The sequence below is a fragment of the Paenibacillus tyrphae genome (assembly GCF_027925525.1).
Lineage (GTDB): Bacteria > Bacillota > Bacilli > Paenibacillales > NBRC-103111 > Paenibacillus_G > Paenibacillus_G tyrfis_B.
In genome coordinates this window covers 75321-91424 of record NZ_BSDJ01000019.1, presented here as the reverse complement: position 1 = coordinate 91424, position 16104 = coordinate 75321, and the positions used below count along the sequence as shown (strand labels likewise).

15 protein-coding genes and 1 other annotated feature are annotated in these 16104 nt (G+C 53.7%); all 15 genes read right to left on the bottom strand.

Features of this window, described 5'->3' with window-relative positions; translation table 11 throughout:
- Positions 1-57: 57 nt before the first annotated feature.
- The 15 genes from ileS to murA all read right to left on the bottom strand — a co-directional run bounded on the left by ileS (position 58) and on the right by murA (position 16091).
- Positions 58-2826, bottom strand: coding sequence for an isoleucine--tRNA ligase (gene ileS, locus QMG93_RS22050; protein ID WP_281940266.1), 2769 nt, complete (start codon positions 2824-2826; stop codon positions 58-60).
- A 50-nt stretch (positions 2827-2876) separates the two neighbouring features.
- Positions 2877-3146: a binding site (T-box leader), on the bottom strand.
- A 59-nt stretch (positions 3147-3205) separates the two neighbouring features.
- A complete protein-coding gene (locus QMG93_RS22045) occupies positions 3206-3685 on the bottom strand; it encodes a DivIVA domain-containing protein (RefSeq protein WP_253412881.1) in 480 nt (159 codons plus the stop codon).
- A gap of 120 nt (positions 3686-3805) precedes the next feature.
- The gene (locus QMG93_RS22040; protein WP_281940263.1) at positions 3806-4588 is read right to left on the bottom strand and encodes an RNA-binding protein; all 783 of its coding nucleotides are present in this window, start codon (positions 4586-4588) and stop codon (positions 3806-3808) included.
- Between the two features lie 26 nt (positions 4589-4614).
- Positions 4615-4884 (bottom strand): YggT family protein, encoded by a 270-nt coding sequence (locus QMG93_RS22035; protein ID WP_010491958.1) that lies wholly within the window; start codon positions 4882-4884, stop codon positions 4615-4617.
- Positions 4885-4912: 28 nt separating this feature from the next.
- The gene (locus tag QMG93_RS22030; protein WP_281940261.1) at positions 4913-5338 is read right to left on the bottom strand and encodes a cell division protein SepF; all 426 of its coding nucleotides are present in this window, start codon (positions 5336-5338) and stop codon (positions 4913-4915) included.
- Between the two features lie 29 nt (positions 5339-5367).
- Complete coding sequence (locus QMG93_RS22025; protein ID WP_281940259.1) at positions 5368-6057, bottom strand: YggS family pyridoxal phosphate-dependent enzyme; 690 nt, start codon at positions 6055-6057, stop codon at positions 5368-5370.
- A 78-nt stretch (positions 6058-6135) separates the two neighbouring features.
- Complete coding sequence (gene pgeF, locus QMG93_RS22020; RefSeq protein ID WP_281940258.1) at positions 6136-6996, bottom strand: peptidoglycan editing factor PgeF; 861 nt, start codon at positions 6994-6996, stop codon at positions 6136-6138.
- A gap of 98 nt (positions 6997-7094) precedes the next feature.
- The gene (locus QMG93_RS22015) at positions 7095-7394 is read right to left on the bottom strand and encodes a YlmC/YmxH family sporulation protein (RefSeq protein WP_010491952.1); all 300 of its coding nucleotides are present in this window, start codon (positions 7392-7394) and stop codon (positions 7095-7097) included.
- A gap of 417 nt (positions 7395-7811) precedes the next feature.
- A complete protein-coding gene (gene sigG / locus QMG93_RS22010; protein ID WP_010491950.1) occupies positions 7812-8594 on the bottom strand; it encodes an RNA polymerase sporulation sigma factor SigG in 783 nt (260 codons plus the stop codon).
- A 171-nt stretch (positions 8595-8765) separates the two neighbouring features.
- A complete protein-coding gene (gene sigE, locus QMG93_RS22005) occupies positions 8766-9488 on the bottom strand; it encodes an RNA polymerase sporulation sigma factor SigE (RefSeq protein ID WP_025853411.1) in 723 nt (240 codons plus the stop codon).
- Positions 9489-9636: 148 nt separating this feature from the next.
- Entirely contained in the window at positions 9637-10536 is a 900-nt protein-coding gene (spoIIGA, locus tag QMG93_RS22000) for a sigma-E processing peptidase SpoIIGA (RefSeq protein WP_281940253.1), read from the bottom strand.
- A gap of 480 nt (positions 10537-11016) precedes the next feature.
- The gene (gene ftsZ, locus QMG93_RS21995; RefSeq protein ID WP_281940251.1) at positions 11017-12153 is read right to left on the bottom strand and encodes a cell division protein FtsZ; all 1137 of its coding nucleotides are present in this window, start codon (positions 12151-12153) and stop codon (positions 11017-11019) included.
- A 49-nt stretch (positions 12154-12202) separates the two neighbouring features.
- Positions 12203-13450, bottom strand: a complete 1248-nt coding sequence (gene ftsA, locus QMG93_RS21990; RefSeq protein ID WP_281940250.1) for a cell division protein FtsA — start codon at positions 13448-13450, stop codon at positions 12203-12205.
- A 181-nt stretch (positions 13451-13631) separates the two neighbouring features.
- On the bottom strand, positions 13632-14573 hold the full coding sequence (locus QMG93_RS21985) for a cell division protein FtsQ/DivIB (protein ID WP_281940247.1): 942 nt from the start codon (positions 14571-14573) through the stop codon (positions 13632-13634).
- 249 nt (positions 14574-14822) lie between these two features.
- Positions 14823-16091 carry a UDP-N-acetylglucosamine 1-carboxyvinyltransferase gene (gene murA, locus QMG93_RS21980; protein ID WP_281940245.1) on the bottom strand — a complete coding sequence of 423 codons (1269 nt, stop codon included), beginning with the start codon at positions 16089-16091 and terminating at the stop codon, positions 14823-14825.
- Positions 16092-16104 lie beyond the last annotated feature (13 nt).

Sequence of the window (16104 nt, the reverse complement as noted above, 5' to 3'; positions counted from 1 at the left end):
AAGTAACGAGCTTTCCATGGGAAGAGCTTCACTTCCCATGGATGGCTCGCTAGCCCCTCAGCCTGCAGCGCCGGCTTTCAACACTTCCGAGCAGCGTTTGCACAGCGTCGGGTGCTCGGAGTCATGACCGACCTCCGGCGTAACGATCCAACAGCGTTCACACTTCTCCCCATCGGCCACAGCGACTTTTACGGCAAGCCCCTTGAACGTTTGAGCTCCCTCTGGTGCTGTCTCCTCCGGATGATGTACTGTCACCGCCGAAACGATAAACAGCAGATCCAACCGTTCGAAGCCGCCGAGCAGTTCGTACGTCTCCGCACTAGGGTACAGATGTACCGAGGCGCTGAGCGAATTGCCGATCAGCTTCTCCTTCCGAGCTTCCTCCAGTGCTTTCAGCACATCGTCGCGCACGCCGTTAAATTTTTCCCATTTTTGTTCCAGATTCGCATCAAACAAGCTTGCATCGACCGTCGGCAGCTCCGCTAGCTGTACACTCGGCAGTGTCGTGCCCGGAATGTATTTCCATACTTCGTCAGCCGTATGCGGCAAAATCGGAGCAATCAACTTAGTTATTGCCGTCAGCGCATCGTATAATACAGTTTGCGCCGCTCTGCGTGCCGGATCGGACGGAAGGCTGGCATACAACCGGTCTTTCAAAATATCGAGATAGAACGCGCTCATATCGACCGCGCAGAAATGGTTCACGGTCTGATACACCACGTGGAAATCGTAATTGTCGTAAGCCTTGATGACACGATCCGTCATCCGATGCAGACGCAGCAGCGCGAACCGGTCCAGCTCGCTCATTTGTGCTACGGCTACGCGGTCTTTGGCCGGATCGAAATCCGACAGGTTGCCAAGCAAAAAGCGCAGCGTATTGCGGATTTTCCGGTAGCTCTCGGCAATCTGGTTCAAAATGTTGTCCGAGATACGCTGATCCGCTTGGAAATCGGTCGAAGATACCCACAAGCGCAAAATATCGGCGCCCAGCTTGTTGCACATCTGGTTCGGATCGATCGTGTTGCCGAGCGATTTGGACATTTTGCGACCTTCGCCGTCCAGCGTAAAGCCGTGGCTCAAAATGCCTTTATACGGCGCTTGTCCTTTGACCGCAACGCCGGTAATTAAGGACGAGTTGTACCAGCCGCGGTATTGGTCCGAGCCTTCCAAATACAGATCGGCCGGCCATTGCAGCTCCTCCCGCGCTTCGAGCACCGCCGAATGGCTGGAGCCGGAATCGAACCATACGTCCATAATATCCGTTTCTTTGCGGAAATGGTCATGACCGCATTTCGGACAGACGGTGCCCGCCGGAAGCAACTCCTTCTCTTCACGCAGGAACCACGCGTTGGAGCCTTCCTTCTCAAAAATCGAAGCGACATGCTCAATCGTCGTCTCATTGACCAGCGGCTCGTTGCAGCTGCGGCAGTAAAAGATCGGAATCGGCACGCCCCACGCCCGCTGACGGGAGATACACCAGTCGCCGCGGTCGGCGATCATATTATGAAGTCGAATCTCGCCCCACTCCGGCGTCCACTTCACCCGTTTGATTTCGTCCAGCATCGCTTGGCGGAACTTATCTACCGATGCGAACCACTGCTCAGTCGCCCGGAAAATAACCGGCTTCTTCGTCCGCCAGTCATGCGGATATTGATGCTGAATAAAGCTCATTTTCAGCAGATGGCCGCTTTCCTGAAGCTTTTCCGTGATTGCTTTATTGGCTTTATCGTAAAACAACCCTTCGAAGCCCGGCGCTTCCGCGGTCATATGCCCTTGGTCATCCACCGGACACAAGACGCCCAGACCGTATTTTTGCCCGATTACGAAGTCGTCTTCCCCGTGCCCCGGAGCGGTGTGTACGCAGCCCGTCCCGGCTTCCAGCGTCACGTGCTCGCCTGTCATCACGAGCGACGTCCGATCGTAGAACGGATGGCGGCAGAGCACATGCTCAATCTCGCTGCCCTTGAACGTCTGCAGAACGTTCACATCGGTCCAACCGATTTCCTTCGACGCCGCTTCGAGCAGTCCTTGCGCCAGTACGAACTTCCGGCCTCCCGTTTCCACCAGAACGTAGTCGAAATCCGGATGGACGCTGATCCCAAGGTTCGCCGGTATCGTCCAAGGCGTCGTCGTCCAGATGACGATGGCGGCGTCCGCAGGCAGCTTGCCTTTGCCGTCCTGTATGTCGAAAGCTACGTAAATCGAAGCCGACGTCTTATCACGGTATTCGATCTCGGCTTCCGCCAGCGCGCTTTCCGAAGAAGGCGACCAGTAAACCGGCTTCAATCCTTTGTAGATATAGCCTTTCGTCACCATCCCGCCGAAAACGCGGATTTGCTGCGCTTCGTACTCAGGCAGCAGCGTAATATACGGGCGATCCCAATCGCCGCGGATGCCGAGACGCTTGAACTGCGCTTTTTGCTTCTCCACCCACTGCAAAGCGTAGTCTTTGCAGTAGTCGCGGAATTCCGGCACGCTCATTTTTTTCCGGTCGACTTTGCCGCTGTTGGTGATGGCCTGCTCGATCGGCAAGCCGTGCGTATCCCAGCCCGGCACGTAAGGTGCATCGTAGCCCTGCATCGTTTTGAAACGGACGATAATGTCCTTTAAAATTTTGTTCAGCGCGTGGCCGATATGAATGTCGCCGTTCGCATACGGCGGTCCGTCGTGCAATACAAACTTCGGTTTGCCCTTGCGGCTCTCCTGCACTTGACGGTAGATGTCCATCTCGTCCCAGTGCTGCTGCATTTTCGGTTCAGCCTGCGGAAGGTTGCCGCGCATCGGAAAGTCCGTTTGCAGCAGGTTTAGCGTTTTTCCATAATCCATTGAATGTCTCACTCCTAACTGAATTTACAACAAAAAAAGACCTCACATCCCTAAGGGACGAGAAGTCTCGCGGTACCACCCTGATTAAGACGACCAAGCGTCAAAGCAAATCGCCGTGATCTTCACGGTCGCTGCCCTGCTCGAAGTCTTCGCTCCATTGATCGATAACGGGATCAGCCGATGCTCTTTACTTCCGGAACGAGGTTCAAGAGATGCTCCTGGGGGATATTCCTTGACCGCCGAAGTCCGGGCTCGCACCATCCCCCCGGTTCGCTGGCCTCCGCTGGACGTCAAGTACTCGTCCCAGTCATCGCTTTGATTCATGTTAACTTATACAGGGAGTATAGCGGAAATGAGCTTCCACGTCAACTTGGGCCAATCAAGGCTGCTCGATCTCCATCCGGTCGAGCGAGCTCCAATCTTCCTTGCTAAGAAGCTCCAGCTGCGCCTCGATGAGCGTGCGGAACCGGGTCCGGTAAATCGACGCCTGCTTTTTCAGCTCCTCGATTTCTACCGATACTTTACGCGCTTTGGTCAGCGATTCGTTAATGATGCGGTCGGCGTTTTTCTCCGCTTCTTTAATAATCAGCTGCGCTTCTTTCTTCGCGTTATTTTTCACTTCATCTGCAGCTTCCTGCGCGATAATGATCGTTTTGCTAAGCGTTTCTTCGATATTGGCAAAATGGTCCAGACGCTCTTGAATCGCGGCCAACTGATTTTGCAGCTCTTTATTTTCACGGATCAGCGATTCGTAATCTTTAATGACCTGATCCAGAAATTCGTTTACCTGATCTTCGTCATATCCCCGAAACGAGCGGCTGAACTCCTTGTTATGTATATCGAGCGGTGTTAAAGCCATTGCTGCACCTCCTGCAAATTTGGCAAAAAAGCTTTGGTCCTATGTTGTCCGCGCATGCGTAATCCTATATTCGACAGTTGCTGGCATATTCCTGCATTGGCAAACAAAAAAAATCGGCGTTCACGCATATTTGCCGATTTTTAAACGGTATCTCCCTTTTTTGCTTACCCCTTCGACTTCCAGCACTTTGAAGCGTCCGAACCCTTGAAGCGATACGACGTCCCCCTGCTTCAGCGGCTTGCTCGGATCTTCCTCCTGCTTCCAGTTCACTTTGCACCGCCCGGCTTTAATCGGAACAAGCACTTTGGCCCGGCTCAGCCGGTATACGTCGCTTGCGATGCCGTCCAGACGAAGCGAAGCGACCGATAAAAACATCTCGTCCAGCTTCGTTTCCGTCGCCTTTAGCCTATCCAGCGGCAGCTGCTCCGTGCGCACGTGCAGCCGGTGCACCTGACTCAGATTGAGCCGGATATAATCGGCAATTTCCGAAGCCACGAGAAAATGACAGCCATCTTCCCGCACATAAATATCGCCGATTTTATCGCGCTTGATGCCAAGTCCGAGGATCGCTCCCATGAAATCGCCGTGGTCCAGCTCCTTCAGTTTCTCGTCCTCGGAGGTAATTTCAATGAGGTTGATCCCCATCTCTTCATCGTCCAGCACGCGATAATCCGGAGCGACCAATGCCCGCTTCCGTTCCGCGCCCGGATGGCCGCCGTCGAATCGCACCTGCACGTCCGGGTTCCGGTTGGCAAGCGTGGTCAGGATGAAAATCTGCCGCGGGTCCAAAAAATCGGTCAGCTTGACCGTATGCTGCTCGGCCCGCTCTACCCATTCCGCCGCCTTATCGACAAAGCGGTGTTCGTCCGGATGGAAGTGGGCATATAGTTGTTCCTGCATCATCGGTTTAAGTCTCCTGCAACTTTAAACTAGGGAATAATGAAACGGAGAACCGCAACGATTCCTTCTCCTACGAAACGCAGCGCAATCAACGCGATAATCGGCGAAATATCGATCATCCCGCCGATCGGAGGAATGAACCGGCGGAATACGGACAAATACGGCTCACAAAGCTTCCCCAGTATTTCCCCAATAAAGCTTTCTCGCGCGCTCGGCAGCCAGGAGAGCAGAACGTAGGCGATGAGCACGTACTGATAAATCGAAATTAAAGTGCGAATGTAATCTTCAATGTAGTACAAGCCGTTCACCTCGTTCTTTCTAAGTACGCTATTCTTCGTTATGGTTCATCATTTCCGAAATCGAACCGTGAATTTCCACGGTATCCGGAGTGCACAAAAAAATGTTCGGTCCGATCTTCGAGATGGAACCGCTGAGCGCATACACAGTACCGCTCAGGAAGTCGACGATCCGCGTTGCCTGATCAGGCCGGACCCGGTGCAGATTGACGACGACAGGCCGGCGTGAGCGCAAATGGTCGGCAATTTCCTGGGTTTCCTCGTAAGACCGTGGCTCGTTCAAGATGACCCGCACGTTTTTTTGCGAATGGATGCTGACGATGTTCCCCTTATTTTTACGCAATTCCTGCGCCGGGGTTTCAGCTTCTTCGTGATGCTCTACGACGCGCTCGCGCTCCACGACTTCTTCTTCTTCCTGCAAGCCCAGAAAGTTCATGAATTTATTCATTACGCCCATATCCTTTCCTCCTCGGAGTTTCATCTCTGTCACTCTTTACCTACCAAGACCGAACCAAGACGCACCCAAGTCGCTCCTTCTTCAATGGCCACTTCAAAATCGTTCGACATTCCCATCGATAAACCGGTCACCTCGTAGTCGAGCACGGCCTCCCGGTTCAGACGGTCCCGCCATTCGCGCAACCCGCGAAACACCGGGCGGGTCGCCTCGGGCTCCGCTTCGTAAGGCGCCATAGTCATCAGACCGGCCACACGGATATGCTTCATGCTCCGCAGCTCCGCCGCGAAATCAAACAGCTCGCCGGGCTCCAAACCGTATTTCGTCTCTTCTCCCGACACGTTCAGCTGAATAAAGCACGGAACCTCGATTCCGAGGGCCGACGCCTTCTTCTCGATTTCTTTGGCCAGCGACAGCCTGTCCAGCGAATGAATATACGCGAATCGTCCGACGACGTCCTTTACTTTGTTCGTTTGCAGATGTCCGATGAAATGCCACACGCCTTCGCTGCCGAATGCTTCCCATTTGGCAGCAGCGTCCTGCCAGCGATTCTCGCCGACATCCGTCAGTCCGCTCCGCAGCGCTTGCCCCGTCGTTTCCAGAGAAACGTACTTCGTCACGGCGATGACTTGCACCTCCTCGGGGCTTCGTCCCGCGCGGGCGCAAGTCGCGGCAATGCGCTTGCGGACTTCTTCGATTCGTTCCTTCAGTTCTACAGTCATAACGTCAATTCACCTCGCTTTCGGCCTGCCTGGCTATGGGACGGCCCCCGGTGTTATCAAGCCGGAGTCCCCCAGCCTCTATTCCCGCAGTCCGATCCATGCCGCCATTCTACCAGTCTTTCCGCCTTCCTTGCGGTGCGAGAAAAACAAGTCGGTACGGCAGCTTGTGCATAAACCACTTATTTCGATATGAGACGGCATAATTCCTGCTTTTATCATAATTTGTCGGTTTATTTGTTGCAAGTTCAACTTGTATTTGCCGTTGGGCTTTTTCTCGTAGAACGGCGAACGCCCGGATTCGTCCGCGCCGCCGCCCGGTGCAACCTGCTCCAGCACCTTGTCCATTCGCGCAATAACGGCATCGTCCACCTCGTAACAGCATGCGCCGATGGAAGGGCCGATGGCGGCCTTCACGTCCCGGGACTTGGTGCCGTATGCCGCGCTCATCGTCTCCAGCGTCGCCTTGGCGATTTGCAATGCGGTCCCCTTCCATCCTGCATGCGCCAACCCTACCGCCTTGCGGACCGGATCGTAAAAATACAGCGGCACACAGTCCGCAAACAACGCGTGCAAAAAGACCCCCGGTTCGTTCGTGACAAAACCGTCTTTGCCCTGCAGCGCCTTCTCCCGGGAATCGTTGCCCGCACCGCGTTGCCCTTTGCCGACAACCTGAATTTCCTTCCCGTGCACCTGCTCCGCGTATGTGCACGATTCGAACGGCAGCTCGAGCGATTCGGCCAGCAATTTTCGGTTCGCAACCACATCTGCGGGCGCATCCTCCACGTGAAGCCCGCAGTTCAAGCTGCCGAAAGCTTCGCGGCTAACCCCGCCGCGTCTTGTCGTAAACCCGGCCGTAACGGCCGGACAGGCGTTCATGAAACGCTCCAGCATAAGCAATTCACAGCCGTTTTCGGCTTGTCGGATTACAAAAGGTTCCATGGGTCCGCCTCCCGTCTTTTTACTACTCAGTATACACGAAGCGAAAAAAAAGAACACCCTTGTTCGTCAGGGTGAATGCACGCCTCTCTTCGTTTGCCTTATCCGCGGGACTGGCGGTTGTACTCATACACGTTATCCGCCGGCTCCTGCTGCCGGAAAGCCCGAACGTCCTCCAGCTTGACCAGGACGACGTCCATACCGATTTTGACGATGTTGCTCCAAGGGATAATCACATCGGTTCCGCCGCCGAACAATCCGAAAAAACGGGAGGAATTCGGGACGACGATCGCCTCGATTCGTCCTTGCCGGAGATCGAGCTCCAAGTCGCTGATTTGGCCCAGCTTTTTGCCATCGACGATATTGATCACGTCTTTGGTCTGGAAATCGGATATTTTCACGCTGTCACCACCGGGGGAGACATATTGCTGAACGATTTTGGAAGCTTCGTTGGCGGCACGTCTGCGAGTGAAACGTAATCCGCTTCGGCTCAAACACAGCCTGAAAAAAACTCCCTGCGGATCACTTTTCACCCTACCGCAACAAGCAACGAAAGTTTTAAAAAGACGTCTCAGCAAATGCCCTTTTTTATACTATATGAGCAACTTGGGCAAAATGTCCTCGCCAGGCTATAAAAAAAGCTTTTTATCGAAGCCTTTTCGAGGAAGATACATTCGTGTTTTAACGGAAGCTTTTCTTGCGATATAGAATTCAATCAGCTCCGCTGATAACTTATAAATTCTATATCTATAAAAAAAGACCGTGCCCGCAGCGTTATAGCGAGTCGGTCGGATCTTCGCAGGTCGGGCAAGCCCCCGTCAGTTTTTCACATGCTTCTGCATCTGGGATATGGCCGATTTCTCGAGCCGGGATACTTGCGCTTGGGAAATGCCGATTTCGTCGGCCACTTCCATCTGGGTCTTTCCGTCGAAAAAGCGCATGGACAAAATCATTTTCTCGCGGTCGTTCAGCTTTCGCATCGCTTCCCGGAGGGCAATGCCCTCGATCCACGATACGTCTTTGTTCCGGTCGTCGCTGATCTGATCCATCACATAGATCGGATCGCCGCCGTCATGATAGATCGGTTCGAAAAGCGACACCGGGTCCTGTATGGCATCGAGCGCAAACACGACATCTTCCTTCGGTACGCCGAGCGCTTCCGAAATTTCGTAAATGGTGGGCTCCCGCGAATTTTGATTCGTCAGCTGATCACGCACCTGAAGCGCCTTATAAGCGATATCGCGCAAGGAGCGGGACACGCGGATCGGGTTGTTGTCCCGAAGGTAACGGCGGATCTCTCCAATAATCATCGGAACCGCGTAGGTGGAAAACTTGACGTTCTGGCTTAAATCGAAATTATCAATGGCTTTCATCAGTCCGATACAGCCTACTTGGAACAGGTCGTCGACAAATTCCCCCCGGTTGTTGAACCGCTGGATCACGCTCAGCACGAGCCGGAGGTTGCCGTTGACTAATTTCTCTCTTGCAGATCGTTCGTTATTCGTTTGCAGGTCCACGAATAGTTCACGCATTTCCGCATTGGTCAAAACCGGTAGCTTTGCCGTATCGACGCCGCATATTTCGACTTTGTTTCGGGTCACCGTGATTACCTCCCAAGGAGAAACATTACTGTTAATTATCTCCTCGGAATGCTTTTTTATGCGGCTCCTTCGGGCTCTCTACCCGCCCCATCGCCACCCGAAAATCGTTCAAAACCAGTTCCGGCAAGGACGGTTTCGCTTTCATTGCCGATAAAAAAAACTTTTTCCAGTTTACACCATCTTGTTGAATTCTTTGCGGAGCCGTTTGATGATGCGCTTTTCAAGCCGCGATATATACGACTGGGAGATGCCGAGCATGTCCGCGACGTCCTTTTGCGTCTTCTCTTCACCGTCCTGCAGACCAAAGCGCAGCTCCATGATGATCCGTTCGCGCTCCGACAGCTTGTCAAGCGCCTTATGGAGAAGCTTGCGGTCGACCTGCTCCTCGATATTGCGGTAGATGGTGTCGTTTTCCGTCCCAAGCACATCCGACAGCAAAAGCTCGTTGCCGTCCCAATCGATATTGAGCGGCTCGTCGAACGAAACTTCGGTCCGAATTTTACTGTTACGCCGCAAATACATCAAAATTTCGTTCTCGATGCATCGCGAGGCGTACGTGGCGAGCTTGATTTTTTTCTCGGGATCGAACGTATTGACCGCTTTGATCAAGCCGATTGCACCGATCGATACGAGGTCTTCGATATTGATGCCTGTGTTCTCGAATTTACGCGCGATGTAAACGACGAGCCGCAGATTTCGTTCGATCAGCATGCCACGGATGGCCGCATCTCCTGAAGGAAGCTTTTCCAGTAAATATTCTTCCTCTTCGCGTGTGAGCGGGGGCGGCAGCGCTTCGCTTCCACCGATGTAGTAGATTTCGTCCGACTTGAGCCCCAGCACCAGCAGCAGGCGAAAATACATAATTTGCAGCATCAGCTTCCACTTGACCATCATGTTTACGCTTCCTCCCATTCGTACCGTTTTAATAGCCGGACATCCCCAGTCTGAAAACAACTTTCTTGCGGTCAAGCTTCGTTCTTCCTTTACAAGCACGGCCTTGAGCTGCGGCAAGCCAGGCGGTTGATATCGGGTCCTGCTCGTGTTACATGTTGATTAACGAAGGATGAATGATGGCCTGATAAGCGTTATCCGAACTGAGGCGGCCGCCGTCCAGTCCGATCAGCACTTTGTTCGCCTCGATCTGCTCGCTTCCCGTTGTGATAACGACCCGGTCCGGCTTGAGCGCCAGCATAAACTGCGTATTCCGGTTCACCCCCCGATACGGCACCAAGCGCAAGCGGTCCTGCCAGACAAAGGGCTCGGTACCGATCGACGTCACGAGCTGATCCACTTCGGCCCGGCGGATTTTGACCAGCCAAGCTTCGGGAATGCGCTCCCCCCACTGTGCCGCTTCCATGACCATGACCGGCGTTTTCGTCAGCGGATCGTATAGCTGGTTGCCCGTATCGATAAGTCCGGTGCAACTGGAAGCGAATTCGTCGATATGGACCTCCACCTTGGCCAAGAATGAGGTCAGCTCCTGCTTGCGCCTTAAGGCTTGCAGGACATGCCGGCATAGCCATAACGCCAAAGGAAAGGAAAAGGCCAGCATCGTCAGCGTGACTCCCAGATCATGGCTGAACAAGATGCCATTAACGATTTCGCTCGAGGATTGCCAAAAGTAGGCGCACCCGAAAACGGCACCGGCTGCCATGAAATTGATGACGTAAAATGCGCCAAGGTTCCGCAAAAAATGCTGCAATCCCCCGAATCCGAAGGCGGTCAGCAGCATCAGCAGAGAAAGCGCAAATTTTAGCGCAAACGTAAACAGAAACGATAACGGCGGAAAAAACAGCATCACCGCATAGCTGCCTCCGATGGCTGCGGAAAGCCCCAACCGCCACGGGCGGTAACGGAGCTTGCGCGACCAGGCCGTCGTCCAGAGCAGCGCGCCGTCGATCAGCACGTTCATGAGGAAAATGACATCGATGTACACGACCATCTTCGTTACCTCCCGCCCAGCTTGCCGCCCGCTTGCCGCGAATGAGACAAGTATATCCCAATCGTATTTCAAAGTCTGTCTAAACATGCCGAGGGGGTGATACTATTTTTGTCGAGAGGAGGGGGTTGGGAGGAGTGAGTTTGAGGGAGCGGAGTTGATGAAGGGAGAGGGTGATCAGCGGTCGTGTGGCTGCGAGCAGTCGTATGTGCCTTCGGCCGCTGTTGAACTCGGGTTCTATTCAACTTACCTTTCGGTAAGAACCCGAGTTCAAAGGCGGCACGTAAACTCTACGGCACATACGCTGCTCTCCGCCACACAAGCTGATCTAGTGAGGATCCACTCCTCCCAACCAAAGGAGAAGTAGATATGTATGCCTCCCGGTCGGTGAGGAGGCAAAAAGACAAAACAAAAAAAACAGCCGCCTCTAGGGATAGAGGCGGCTGTGCATTAAACAATATAGTAACAATATGGATTAGTTCATTATTTGTCGAAGCCGTTGCGGTTGCGGTTGCGAAGGAAAGCCGGGATGTCGAGCTGGTCGTTCGACGATTGGCCTCCGAACGGACGGAGGTTGCCAAGACGGTTGTCTACAGGCTCCTGCGATTGGCTGGCAGACGCCGTTGTACCGGTTGCTGCCGGCTTCTTGGCTGGTGATGCCGCTTCGCGATGCTCGAAACCGGTGGCGATAACGGTCACCCGAATCTCGTCTTTCAAGGTTTCGTCAATAACCGCACCGAAAATCATATTAACTTCCGGGTCGGCAGCATCCGCCACAATATCAGCCGCTTCGTTGACTTCGTAAAGCGACAGGTTGTTGCCGCCTGTGATGTTGAGCAGCACGCCGCGTGCGCCGTCAATTGACGTTTCAAGCAGCGGGGAGCTGATCGCTTTCTTGGCGGCTTCTGCCGCACGGCTTTCTCCCGAAGCGTAGCCGATTCCCATCAACGCCGAGCCGCGCTCGGTCATGATCGTCTTTACGTCGGCAAAGTCGAGGTTGATCAAGCCGGGAACGGCGATCAAGTCGGAAACCCCTTGAACCCCTTGACGCAAAACGTTGTCCGCCGCAAGGAACGCTTCCAGCATCGGCGTTTTCTTGTCTACGATCTCAAGCAAACGGTCGTTCGGAATAATAATGAGCGTATCGACTTTTTCTTTCAGAGCGGCAATCCCCTGCTCTGCTTGCCGAGCACGCTTCAATCCTTCAAAACGGAACGGACGCGTCACGACGCCGACGGTCAGCGCGCCGCACTCTTTGGCGATTTCGGCGATAACCGGCGCAGCGCCTGTTCCTGTACCCCCGCCCATACCGGCGGTAACAAAGACGAGGTCGGAGCCTTTAAGCGCATTGGCGATTAGCTCGCGAGACTCCTCGGCCGCCTTCTTCCCGACCTCGGGATTTGCCCCGGCCCCGAGACCGCGCGTGAGCTTGTCCCCGATCTGCAGCTTCATCTCCGATTTGGCGAGATGCAGAGCCTGCGCGTCGGTGTTTACCGTTATAAATTCGACTCCTTTCACGCCGGTGTCAATCATTCGGTTAACAGCGTTGCTTCCGCCGCCGCCGCAGCCGATTACCTTTATCTTGGCAAACCCTTCCATGTCCATATCAAATTCAAACATACTAGCGTCTTCCCCCTCATTAGGCTTTCATCGTGCAAGCTACCCGAGTTTAAATAAATTCGCTTAACCAATTTTTGAAACGTTCCATGGCCGAGGGCTTTTGCTCTTGACCGGAAGACGCTTTTTTTGTCGTGACCAGCTTCTTGACGCCGGAGCTTTGTTTGGAATGCCGCAAATATTTGGAGGCGTACTGGATAATCCCTACGCCGCTCGTGAAAGCAGGGTCGCGCACGCCAATAAACTCGGGAACGGCAATACGAACGGAAGAGGCCAGCTCCACTTGGGCGATATTCAACACGCCGGGCAGAGAAACCGTCCCGCCGGAAAGCACATAACCGCCCGGCAGATCGGTGAAGCCAAGCCGCTGAACTTCCAAGAGGATCAGGTGAAATATTTCTTGTACCCGGGGCTCGATGATATTCGCCAGATCGACCTGCGAAAATTCCTTGTCCACATTGCTGCCGATCCGGTTAACCTTGAACACTTGATCAGGCGCTGCATGCTCTACGATGGCGCATCCGAATTTCAGCTTGATCTTCTCGGCGATGTCCGCTTGCGTCCGCAAGCCGTAAGCGATATCGTTCGTAATGAACTCCCCGCCGATCGGAAGCGTCGATGTCGCAACCAGATTGTTCTCGTTAAAAATGGCGATCGTCGTAGCGCCCGCCCCGATATCGACCAGTACGGTTCCGACCGCCTTTTCGTCCTTCGACAAAGCCAGATGGCCTGCGGCCAGGGACATCAAGATAAGTCCGGCTACTTTGAGTCCGGATTTCTCCACGACACGGAGCAAGTTATGTATCGCCGTTTTCGTACCGGTAACGATGGTCGCTTCGACTTCCAGTCGAACTCCGATCATGCTCCGGGGATCGTGAATCTGATCCGTTCCATCCACTACGTATTGGTTCGGCACAACGCCGATAATCTCGCGTTCGGGAGCCAAAGGAATCACTTTCGCCGCCTGAATGACCCGTTCGATGTCATCGTCGCCGATTTCGCGGTCTTCGTTCGAAACCGCCACGACCCCGTGACTCGATTGCAGCGCAATATGATTGCCGGAAATTCCAACGTACACTTCCGATATTTGCACTCCGACCATTCGCTCGGCATGATCCACTGCGCTCCGGATCGACTGGACCGTTTGATCGATATCCACGATCGCTCCTTTGCGAATTCCCTGCGAGTCGGCAGATCCAACTCCAATTATATTAATGGCGCCGTTAACGACTTCCCCAATAATAGCACGAACTTTGGATGTACCGATGTCCAAACTAACAATGATGTCATTGCTGCTCAACCCGTGGCACCTCCTGTAACATAATTTCGATATGAGCCTTGGTCAGCAAAACCTCCTGTAGATATTCCACACGGCTCGGCAATTCCCTCTTTTTTAGCTCATTTTTTTTCACGGCCAGGCTTAAATTATACCATAATTTCAATTCTAGCACTATTCTAGCAGGTTGAGTAGAGTATTTTGCTTAGTTACGGGCTTTTTCCTGACCCTCCTGCCTCTTTTCGTCAGCGGACGACGATGCGGTATCACGCTTGTCCGTCTCTTTGGAAGCAGAGGTTTCATCATTCTTGCCGTCCTTGCCTTCCTTACTATCCTTGTTGTCTTTACTATCCTTGTTTACTTTTCCATCTGTGCCGTCTTTCGTATCCTTGGCGTTCGTTTTGCCCGAATCCTTTTCAAAAGGTGCATGCGTATCCGCTTCGAGCATTGTAATCACGCCCCCCGATATTTTACTACTTTGCAGGCTGGCGATGTAAGAATCCAAATATTTCATCTTTTCGGGCAAATACCCGATCGTCGTCTGCACTTCATATTGGGAGCGGGTGTACATTTTGATTTTGTCCGGATAGGAATCCGTGGGAGATGGCTTGATCTCGGACACGTCGGAGAAGTACGAGGCCGGCAGCTTGGACATGACCAGACAGAGCTTAACCTTGAGCGGATCGTCCTTCGGCCATCCCGTCAAGATCGGCTTGTCCAGCGCAACGCCCTGTACCGTTACGGGCACAACGCTGGCATCGGCGAGCAGCGCCTCGATCTGGCTGTTTTCCCCAACTTGATAGGCTACCTTCGGGTACTCGTGCACCTGAATGATCAGGCGACCCGGGAACTTTTTGGACACATCGACCGATTCGACCATCTTTAGCGCTTTGACCTGCGATTCGACTTTGGAGGATGAGACGGAAAAGAAATGGTCCCCCACTTTGACGGCGGCCGCTTGGGCGATTTCCTCCTTGGATACCAACTGCTGACCTTGTATCTCAATCTCCGTTATTTTGCTGAGCGACGATTGGAAGAAGAGAATCAACAGAAGCGTAATAAAAAAGATAAATAAAAACAGCAGAAGCTTCTTGCTGCTCCGGCTTTTCGGATTCGGTTTCTTGATCACTGGGAGTCTGTCTTCCATAGGTGCCTCCTCTTCTGAACGCAACAAAGCCCGCATGGCAGGCTCTGTACGCTTTCGTGCCGGGCAGCTTGTCCCGGACAGGACGAGAGCCTCCGCTGGCTGGGCCGGAACGGCCGTTTCGCCCGCATTTGCCGCTATCGCCCGCACTATAATGCAAATCAAATACGGAATATGTAAACCGCAGGGTATCCCTTCTCCCATGGAAAAAGGGATATTCCAGCGGCTGTGGTCATATGGATGTATAAAGTGCTACTCCGTAGGCACCGGCGTCGTACGATGAATGCCCGCCCCAAGGGACGCGAGCATCAGTTCAATCCGGTCGTACCCCCGGTCGATATGATGGATTTGTTCGATGACGGTTGATCCCTGAGCCGCCAATCCGGCGATGACGAGCGCAGCGCCGGCGCGAAGGTCGGTCGCTTCCACGGTGGCGCCATATAGCCTAGGCACCCCCCGAATATAGGCCGAGTTCAAATCTACCCGGATATCCGCTCCCATGCGTGACAGTTCGTCTACGTGCTTGAATCGTCCTTCAAATACGGTTTCCTTTACGATGCTTACCCCGTCGGCAAGGCTGAGCAGTACCATGATCTGAGATTGCAGGTCCGTGGGGAACGACGGGTAAGGCGAGGTAACGATCCTCTCCACCGATTTCGGCCGGCCGAGAGCGCACACGCTCATTATATCACCGTTAATTGTGATTTGAACACCTGCCCGCTTGAGCACATGAATGGCGGAGGTCAGATGCGCCGGACAAACCTTCTCCAGCGTCACATTTCCTCTTGTAACCGCAGCGGCAATCATCAGCGTGCCGGCTACGATGCGATCGGGAATGATCCGGTAAGTACAGGGGGTTAGTTCCGATACGCCTTCGATGGTGATCGTATCCGTACCGGCTCCGATAATACGAGCGCCCATGGCGTTCAAAAAGTTTTGCAAATCCTGAATCTCGGGCTCTCGTGCCGCATTGGTAATCGTCGTCATCCCCCGGGCCATTGCGGCAGCCATCATGATGTTTTCGGTCGCGCCCACGCTCGGATAATCGAGCACGATTTCCGCACCCTGCAGTTCATTGGCCGTACATACGATCTGGCTGCCGCTTTCCTCGATATGCGCTCCCAGAGCTGCCAGCCCTTGCAAGTGCAAATCGATTTTTCGCTCGCCGATCGCGCAGCCGCCCGGTTGATACAGCTCCACGCGTCCGAGACGGGAAAGCAGCGGGCCCATCAAAAAAATGGAGGATCGCATTTGGCTCATCAGGCTTTCGGGAATATGAAACTGATGAACGGCGTTCGTACTCACGGTTACATTATCCCCGACCAACTCCGCCCTGCATCCCAGCGCCCGCAAAATGCCGAGCATCACGTGAATGTCCGACAAATCCGGCACATTCTCAATGGTGATCGTTCCTTCCGCCATGATGCTGGCTGCCAGAATGGGCAAAGCGGCGTTTTTCGCACCGTGAATTCTGATGGCTCCCGAGAGAGGTTTCCCGCCTTCGATAACCAACTTTTCCAAAGTCCCACCTCCG

Bases quoted from the DNA above. Each gene is read 5' to 3' on its own strand.
- QMG93_RS22025 (WP_281940259.1), bottom strand. From the start codon at position 6,057: ATGACTGTAGAACTGAAGGAACGAATCGAAGAAGTCCGCAAGCGCATT.
- QMG93_RS22040 (WP_281940263.1), bottom strand. From the start codon at position 4,588: ATGATGCAGGAACAACTATATGCCCACTTCCATCCGGACGAACACCGC.
- QMG93_RS22030 (WP_281940261.1), bottom strand. From the start codon at position 5,338: ATGGGCGTAATGAATAAATTCATGAACTTTCTGGGCTTGCAGGAAGAA.
- QMG93_RS21985 (WP_281940247.1), bottom strand. From the start codon at position 14,573: ATGGAAGACAGACTCCCAGTGATCAAGAAACCGAATCCGAAAAGCCGG.
- pgeF (WP_281940258.1), bottom strand. From the start codon at position 6,996: ATGGAACCTTTTGTAATCCGACAAGCCGAAAACGGCTGTGAATTGCTT.
- sigE (WP_025853411.1), bottom strand. From the start codon at position 9,488: ATGATGGTCAAGTGGAAGCTGATGCTGCAAATTATGTATTTTCGCCTG.
- ftsZ (WP_281940251.1), bottom strand. From the start codon at position 12,153: ATGTTTGAATTTGATATGGACATGGAAGGGTTTGCCAAGATAAAGGTA.
- ileS (WP_281940266.1), bottom strand. From the start codon at position 2,826: ATGGATTATGGAAAAACGCTAAACCTGCTGCAAACGGACTTTCCGATG.
- QMG93_RS22045 (WP_253412881.1), bottom strand. From the start codon at position 3,685: ATGGCTTTAACACCGCTCGATATACATAACAAGGAGTTCAGCCGCTCG.
- spoIIGA (WP_281940253.1), bottom strand. From the start codon at position 10,536: ATGGTCGTGTACATCGATGTCATTTTCCTCATGAACGTGCTGATCGAC.